The sequence below is a fragment of the Photorhabdus viridis genome, from assembly GCF_040256935.1.
Lineage (GTDB): Bacteria > Pseudomonadota > Gammaproteobacteria > Enterobacterales > Enterobacteriaceae > Photorhabdus > Photorhabdus viridis.
In genome coordinates, this window is sequence record NZ_JBEJZY010000653.1 from 1 (window position 1) to 211 (window position 211).

1 protein-coding gene is annotated in these 211 nt (G+C 50.7%); it reads left to right on the forward strand.

Translation table 11 applies throughout. The features are described 5' to 3' along the window. A partial coding sequence (locus ABR397_RS24935; RefSeq protein ID WP_350308002.1) for an AMP-binding protein occupies positions 1-211 on the forward strand: 211 nt, incomplete at both ends.

Consider the following 211-nt stretch of genomic DNA (forward strand, 5'->3'; position numbering starts at 1 on the left):
GCTGATGGCGTCGGTTCATACCGTCAATCTGGCGGGTGAACCGCTTAAACGTACCCTGATTGAACAGATTTTTGCAGAAACGCCGGTACAGCGGTTATGTAATCTCTATGGGCCTTCCGAAACGACAACGTATTCTGCCTGGTTGTCGATACCGCGGGGTGACAGGATTATTGAAAGTATCGGGCGTCCGATAGCTAACACCGGCCTTTAT